6 protein-coding genes are annotated in these 5,905 nt (G+C 62.6%); all 6 read right to left on the bottom strand.

Features of this window, described 5'->3' with window-relative positions; genetic code table 11:
* Nucleotides 1–34: 34 nt before the first annotated feature.
* Nucleotides 35–637, bottom strand: coding sequence for a plasmid pRiA4b ORF-3 family protein (locus U1E69_RS19700; RefSeq protein ID WP_322246123.1), 603 nt, complete (start codon nucleotides 635–637; stop codon nucleotides 35–37).
* Nucleotides 634–2,277, bottom strand: a complete 1,644-nt coding sequence (gene tnpC / locus U1E69_RS19695; protein WP_322246122.1) for an IS66 family transposase — start codon at nucleotides 2,275–2,277, stop codon at nucleotides 634–636. Before tnpC ends, U1E69_RS19700 begins: the two co-directional genes overlap by 4 nt.
* Nucleotides 2,278–2,335: 58 nt before the next feature.
* The gene (gene tnpB, locus U1E69_RS19690; protein WP_112312267.1) at nucleotides 2,336–2,686 is read right to left on the bottom strand and encodes an IS66 family insertion sequence element accessory protein TnpB; all 351 of its coding nucleotides are present in this window, start codon (nucleotides 2,684–2,686) and stop codon (nucleotides 2,336–2,338) included.
* Nucleotides 2,683–3,108 (bottom strand): IS66-like element accessory protein TnpA, encoded by a 426-nt coding sequence (tnpA, locus tag U1E69_RS19685; RefSeq protein WP_322246121.1) that lies wholly within the window; start codon nucleotides 3,106–3,108, stop codon nucleotides 2,683–2,685. The genes tnpB and tnpA overlap by 4 nt, the downstream gene beginning before the upstream one ends.
* A 191-nt stretch (nucleotides 3,109–3,299) precedes the next feature.
* A complete protein-coding gene (locus U1E69_RS19680; protein ID WP_322246120.1) occupies nucleotides 3,300–4,196 on the bottom strand; it encodes a hypothetical protein in 897 nt (298 codons plus the stop codon).
* The coding region (locus U1E69_RS19675) for a DNA topoisomerase IV subunit B (protein ID WP_322246119.1) at nucleotides 4,196–5,905 on the bottom strand (1,710 nt) is incomplete at its 5' end. The genes U1E69_RS19675 and U1E69_RS19680, both read right to left, overlap by 1 nt.

The following is a 5,905-nucleotide window of genomic DNA, read 5'->3' as shown; positions in this document are numbered from 1 at the left end:
GTAACCATCCGGCGTAGGCCGCCGCGGACGGTGCTCAGCGCGTTCCCTTGGGGGCTTTGGGCTTGCCGGTCCGCGGCGCCCATTTCTTTGCGAGCTGATCGAAGCGTTCAACGATTCTGTCGATCCGGGCATCTTCCGGATCGAAGGGGCTGCCTGACCAGCGCACCATGTCATCATGTTGCTCATGTTCCGGATCGGCCGGAGCCTCGAGGAACTCCTCATAACCGGGGGCACCGCCGACGTCCTCGGGCGGGCAGGCCCCGCTGGCCTTCAGAAGCCTTGGATAGGTCACGCCCGGTGCGGCCTCGGTGACCCGTTCGATCCGGATGCTGTGGTCCCAGTCATCGCCGAAGTCGTAGACATACTGGATCGTCCTGGCGCCGGTGTCTTCGAGCACCTTCTGCAAGGTTGCCTTCTTCGCGGGCATGGGACCGTCGTAGAACCCATCGGGGTCGGGCACGCCCCAGCCGGCGCCACCGGCCCGGAATTCGTAGAGGTGAGTGTCCGTCCAGCCCATCGCCGCCTGGACCACCTCATGCAGCCGGTCGAGCCTGATCTTCAGCGGCACCTCGATCTGGCGCATCGGCTGCGGGTCCACGTCGTTCAGGATGATCCGGAGGCGGGCGATCAGTATCATGCGGCCTTCCTTTGCAAGGTTTGCGACCAGTGCCAGGGAAGGAGTTCCGGCAGGCGCGACAGGGGCATGTCCGGCAGCCGGGCAAGAACATCGGCCAGCCAGGCCTGAGGATCGACATCGTTCATCCTGGCGGTGACGATCAGGGAATACATGAAGGCGGCGCGGTCGCCTCCGCGGTGCGATCCGGCGAAGAGCCAGGCCTTGCGGCCCAGAGCAATGCCGCGGAGGGCGCGTTCGGCCGCATTGTTCGTCAGGCAGATGCGACCGTCGTCGAGGAAGCGGGCGAAGGCATCCCAACGACCATCTTCATCAAGCATGTAGTTGATGGCCTTGGCGACGGGGTTGTGCTTCGACATCCGGGCACGCTCGGCCCGCATCCAGTCGTGCAGGTCATCAACCATCGGGCGCACCAGCCTCTGGCGTGCGTCACGTCGTGCCACGGCGCTCAGGCCGCTGATCTCGCGCTCGGCCTCGAAGATGAGGTCGATGCGTTTGACCGCGTCCATCGCGATGGGCGAGATCTCTTCGGCGACCTTTTTGCCCTTGCGCGCCCCATTCTTGGCAGCGGCCTTGATGTCTGCCAGTTCGAAGAACTTGCGGCGGGCATGGCTCCAGCACAGGGCGCGGAGCACCGGCGCAGGTTTGCGGGCGGCGTCGCAGACACCGTTGTATCCACCATAGGCATCGGCCTGCAGGATGCCGGTCCATCCCGCCAGGTGCCGGGTTGGGTGCTCCATCCTGCGGTCTGTCGAGAAGGAATAAAGCGCCGCCGGCGATGCCCCGCCGGCAAAGGGCCGGTCGTCGCGAAGATAGGTCCAGAGCCGGGCGGTCTGCGTGCCGCCCTTGGCCATCAGCGGCACGGTTGTGTCGTCGGCATGCAATCGTTCTGCCGCGAGAACATGGGCACGGATCAGATCGTGGATCGGCTGCAGCGCCACGGCACAGGCGCCGACCTGGTCGGCCAGGGTGGACAGGCTGATCTCCACCCCTTCCTTGGCGTAGCGTTCAGCCTGCCGGTTCAGGGGCTGATGTTGGCCGAACTTCTCGAACAGCACCATGGCCAGCAGGTTGGGCCCGGCCCATCCCCGCGGTGTGGGATGGAAGGGCGCGGGCGGCTGGCTGATACGTTCGCAGTCGCGGCAGGTGAACTTCTCACGGACGGTCTGGATGACCTTCCACTGCCGGGGGATCACCTCAAGACTCTCGGTGACATCCTCGCCCATCTTCACGATGCGCGCCGACCCGCAGCAAGTGCAGGCGGACGGCGCCTCGATCACCACTCGCTCGCGGGGCAGATGGTCGGGGAATGGCTTGCGGGCGGGGCGACGGCGTTCGAAGGCCGCGACAACTGCCTTCGGGGCCGTCGCCTCGGCCTTGGCCCGGTCATCGGCGAGGTCGGTCTCGAGATCCTCAAGCCGCATCTCCAGCTGTTCGATCAGCCGGGCCTGCCGCTCGGCGCTGTGGCCGTATTGGTCGCGGCGGAGCTTGGCGATCTGCAGCCGCAAATGCTGGATCACCTCCTCGGAGGCCGAGACGACGGCGCGCGCTTGCGTCAGCTCCCGCTCCGCTGCGGACGCGCGGGCCTCGGCCGCAGCGAGCGCAGCACGCAGAACAGCAATCTCCCAGGTGGTCTCCGACATGCCGGAAACCTACCACGGAACCCCGAAATAGTCCAATAAAACAAGGGTCTTTTGGCTATCAACCTGCCGAGGCAGGCCGCTGCGTCCAGCGCGGATTGCGCCAGTCAATTCCTTCCAGAAGATAGCCGAGCTGCGCCGCTGAAACCGGAACGGCCGAACCATTCTGGCTCACCGGCCAGATGAACTTCCCCGCCTCCAGACGCTTCAGATACAGCGACATGCCGACGCCATCGTGCCACAGCACCTTGATCAGATCACCCTTGCGCCCCCGGAAGCAGAAGATCTCCCCGCCATGCGGATCGCGGCCGAGCCCCTGCTGAACCTTCAGCGCCAGGCTGTTCATCCCGCAGCGCATGTCCGTCACCCCGCCCGCGATCCAGACGCGCGCCCCCGCCGGAAAGGCGATCATCGTGGATCCAGCACGGCAAGCAGTGCTGCCAGATGCGAAGGGGCCAGCGAAGCAGGGATCGTCATGCGACGTCCGTTCGTCAGTGTGATGTCGATCCGGGCATCATCGGCTTCCCGCGAAGGCCGGTCTTCTGGCGCCAGCGGGGCGCTCTCCATCACAAGCGGCACGAAACCGCCGCCAGCCTCCGGCGTGCCAAGCGTCCCGCCGCGATACTCGCGCCGCCAGATCGAAAGCAGCGACCGCGAAATCCCATACCGGCGCGCGGTCGCCGAGCCCTGCCGGTAACCGCGCAGGCTCTCCTCGACGATCCGGATCTTGTCCTCGTCAGACCAGCGCCGACGACGGCCAACCTCATCGGCGGCGAAGATCTCGATTGGTGAAACAACTGAAGCGCATGCCATAAGGCAATGCCTTACGACCATTTACTCAATCAGAGCAGACGGCCTTCACCGCAGGCATACCCCCGGGTCAGGCCCGGGGCGGGTTTTGGGTGACGCCGGGGTGCAAAGCTGACCGCGACAGGCACGCGTGGGCGGGTCGGGCGCGGTCAGATTTGCTTTGGGTAAATTTGACGGGGTGGGGGTGGTGGGTGGGCACCCACCCTACGCTTGCTTCAGCCTAAAATAGAAGAAATAAGCCGAATGATGCCTTCGGCGGCGAGATTCCCGCTCGCACCTTCAAGCACGTTCTTTGCCCGAACTAGAATGCCAGATTTTTCATGAGCAGACGTTGCTACACTTAATTCTTTGAGGCTCTCCTCAACTTGGTTCCTAACGGAATCCGGAAGAAGCGGAAGCGCCCTACTAGCTTGATCGATTAAGCTTTCAATCTTTCTCTGGTCAAAGGCTACGTCGCCAGAGCTCGACTGCGATATTGTCGCGCGAGCACCTCCCGACAGATCCCCAACGTGCCCAATGTTTTGAGCGAAGATGTTTTGAGTAACCGGTCCAGCTTTCTCTTTTTCAACCATAGTAAAGCTCATCCCTTCGCCAATGATGCCCACTTTCTCTAACTCAAGGCTCCAGTTAAGGATGAGTGAGAGTACGCTTTCCAGAATAGTCTTAAGTTGACTTCTCGATAGCAACAACACTGGCTCCAGCGCAGTGTCCAGAAGTTCGATTATAGCAGTCCTGTGAACATTGCCCATGTTATAAATTAGCTGCTTGTCCCCACCTTCTGATCTAAGCAGAGATTGCACAGTTCCCACGCCCATCGTTGTAGGTGCGCGAGTTATCAGGTGTTCTGTTTCGGCATCCTGAACATGGACTGGAATAAGCCCGTGATAAGGATTTTTCACCTTCAAAACGCCATGAGTCTTCCGATAGGATGGAAGCTCGTCATATGAGCAATCGTATCCATCTAGCTCCCTGTCGATCCATACAACCGCATCGTCCTGCCCAAGCTTTACAGCAGCAGCTTTCGCTTTTCTGAGAAGCGTCGCGACATCAACCTCACTAGAAATTGCAAGTTGCTGTATCTCAAGGATTAAGGAAGAATTAGGCTTCGGCATCAAACATCCAACTCCTCCACGAACCGCGCGTTCTCCTGGATGTACTGGAACCGCAGCTCCGGCTTCTTGCCCATCAGGCGCTCCACCAGGTCGGAGGTGTCCCCCGGCTCGTCCTCATCAATCGACACCCGGATCAGCTTCCTCGTCGCGGGGTTCATCGTGGTGTCTTTCAGGTCCTTGGCGTCCATCTCGCCCAGGCCCTTGAAGCGCTGGACGTCGATCTTGCCTTTGCCTCCCAGGCCCTTGGCGAGCCACAGCTCTTTCTCGGCGTCGTCGGCGACGTACATCCGGCGTGCGCCTTGGGTCAGGCGATACAAGGGCGGGCACGCCAGATACAGGTGGCCCTTGTCGATCAGGGGGCGCATCTGGGTGAAGAAGAAGGTCATCAACAGGCTCGCGATATGCGCGCCGTCGACGTCGGCGTCGGTCATGATGATGATCTTTTCATAGCGCAGGTCGTCCAGCTTGAAGCGGGTGCCCATGCCGGTGCCAAGCGCCTCACAGAGGTCGCGGATTTCGGCGTTCTCGTTCAGCTTGGCCGAGGCCGCGCCGAGGACGTTCAGGATCTTGCCCTTGAGGGGGAGGAGGGCCTGCGTCTCACGGCTTCTCGCGCCCTTCGCTGACCCCCCGGCGGAGTCGCCTTCGACGATGAACAGTTCGGTGTTCTCGCGGGTCTTGGAGGAGCAGTCGGTCAGCTTGCCGGGCAGGCGCAACTTCTTCGTGGCGGTCTTGCGCTGAGTTTCCTTTTCCTCACGCCGACGCAGGCGTTCTTCGGCGCGCAGGACGAGGAAATCGAGGATCGCCCCGGCGGATTTGGTGTCGGCGGCAAGCCAGGTGTCGAAATGGTCGCGGACGGCGTTTTCGACCCATTTGGCGGCTTCCTCGGTGGAAAGCCGGTCCTTGGTCTGGCCGACGAATTGCGGCTCGCGGATGAAGATCGAGAGGAGCGCGCAGCCGCCGGTGAGAAGGTCTTCGCGGGTGATCTGTTCGGCCTTGCGGTTTTTCACGCGTTCCCCATAGGCGCGGATGCCTTTCAGGATGGCGGCCCAGAACCCGGCCTCATGCGTGCCGCCTTCGGGGGTGGGGACGGTGTTGCAGTAGGAGTGGAGGTAGCCGTCCTGCGCGGGCGTCCAGTTGATCGCCCATTCGACGGAGCCGGGGAGCTGGTATTTCTCCTCGAAGCTGACGCGGCCGGCGAAGGGGCGGTCGGAGTAGGTGGTGAGCTTCTTGAGCGACTCGTTGAGGAAGTCGGCGAGGCCGCCGGGGAAGTGGAAGGTGGCCTCTTGCGGGGTGTCGCCGTCGGGGATGGCGGATTTCCAGCGGATCTCGACGCCCGAGAAGAGGTAGGCCTTGGACCGTGCCATCTTGAAAAGGCGGGCGGGTTTCAGGGTCTGGGAGCCGAAGATCTCCGGGTCGGGGTGGAAGGTGAACCAGGTGCCGCGGCGGTTCTGGATCGGGCCGAGTTTCTGGATGGGGCCAAGCGGGATGCCGCGCGAGAAGCTTTGTTCGTAAAGCTCTTTGTTCAGGGCGACTTGCACTGTGAGGGCGTCGGAGAGCGCGTTGACCACCGAGGAGCCGACGCCGTTGAGGCCGCCGGAGGTGGAGTAGGAGTTCGCGTTGAACTTGCCCCCGGCGTGGAGGGTGCAGAGGATCACCTCCAGCGCGGATTTGCCGGGGAACTTGGGGTGGGGGTCGACGGGGATGCCGCG

Origin of the sequence: Tabrizicola sp. (assembly GCF_034366665.1) — a bacterium.
GTDB lineage: Bacteria > Pseudomonadota > Alphaproteobacteria > Rhodobacterales > Rhodobacteraceae > Tabrizicola.
This window is presented reverse-complemented; position numbering and strand designations above follow the sequence as displayed.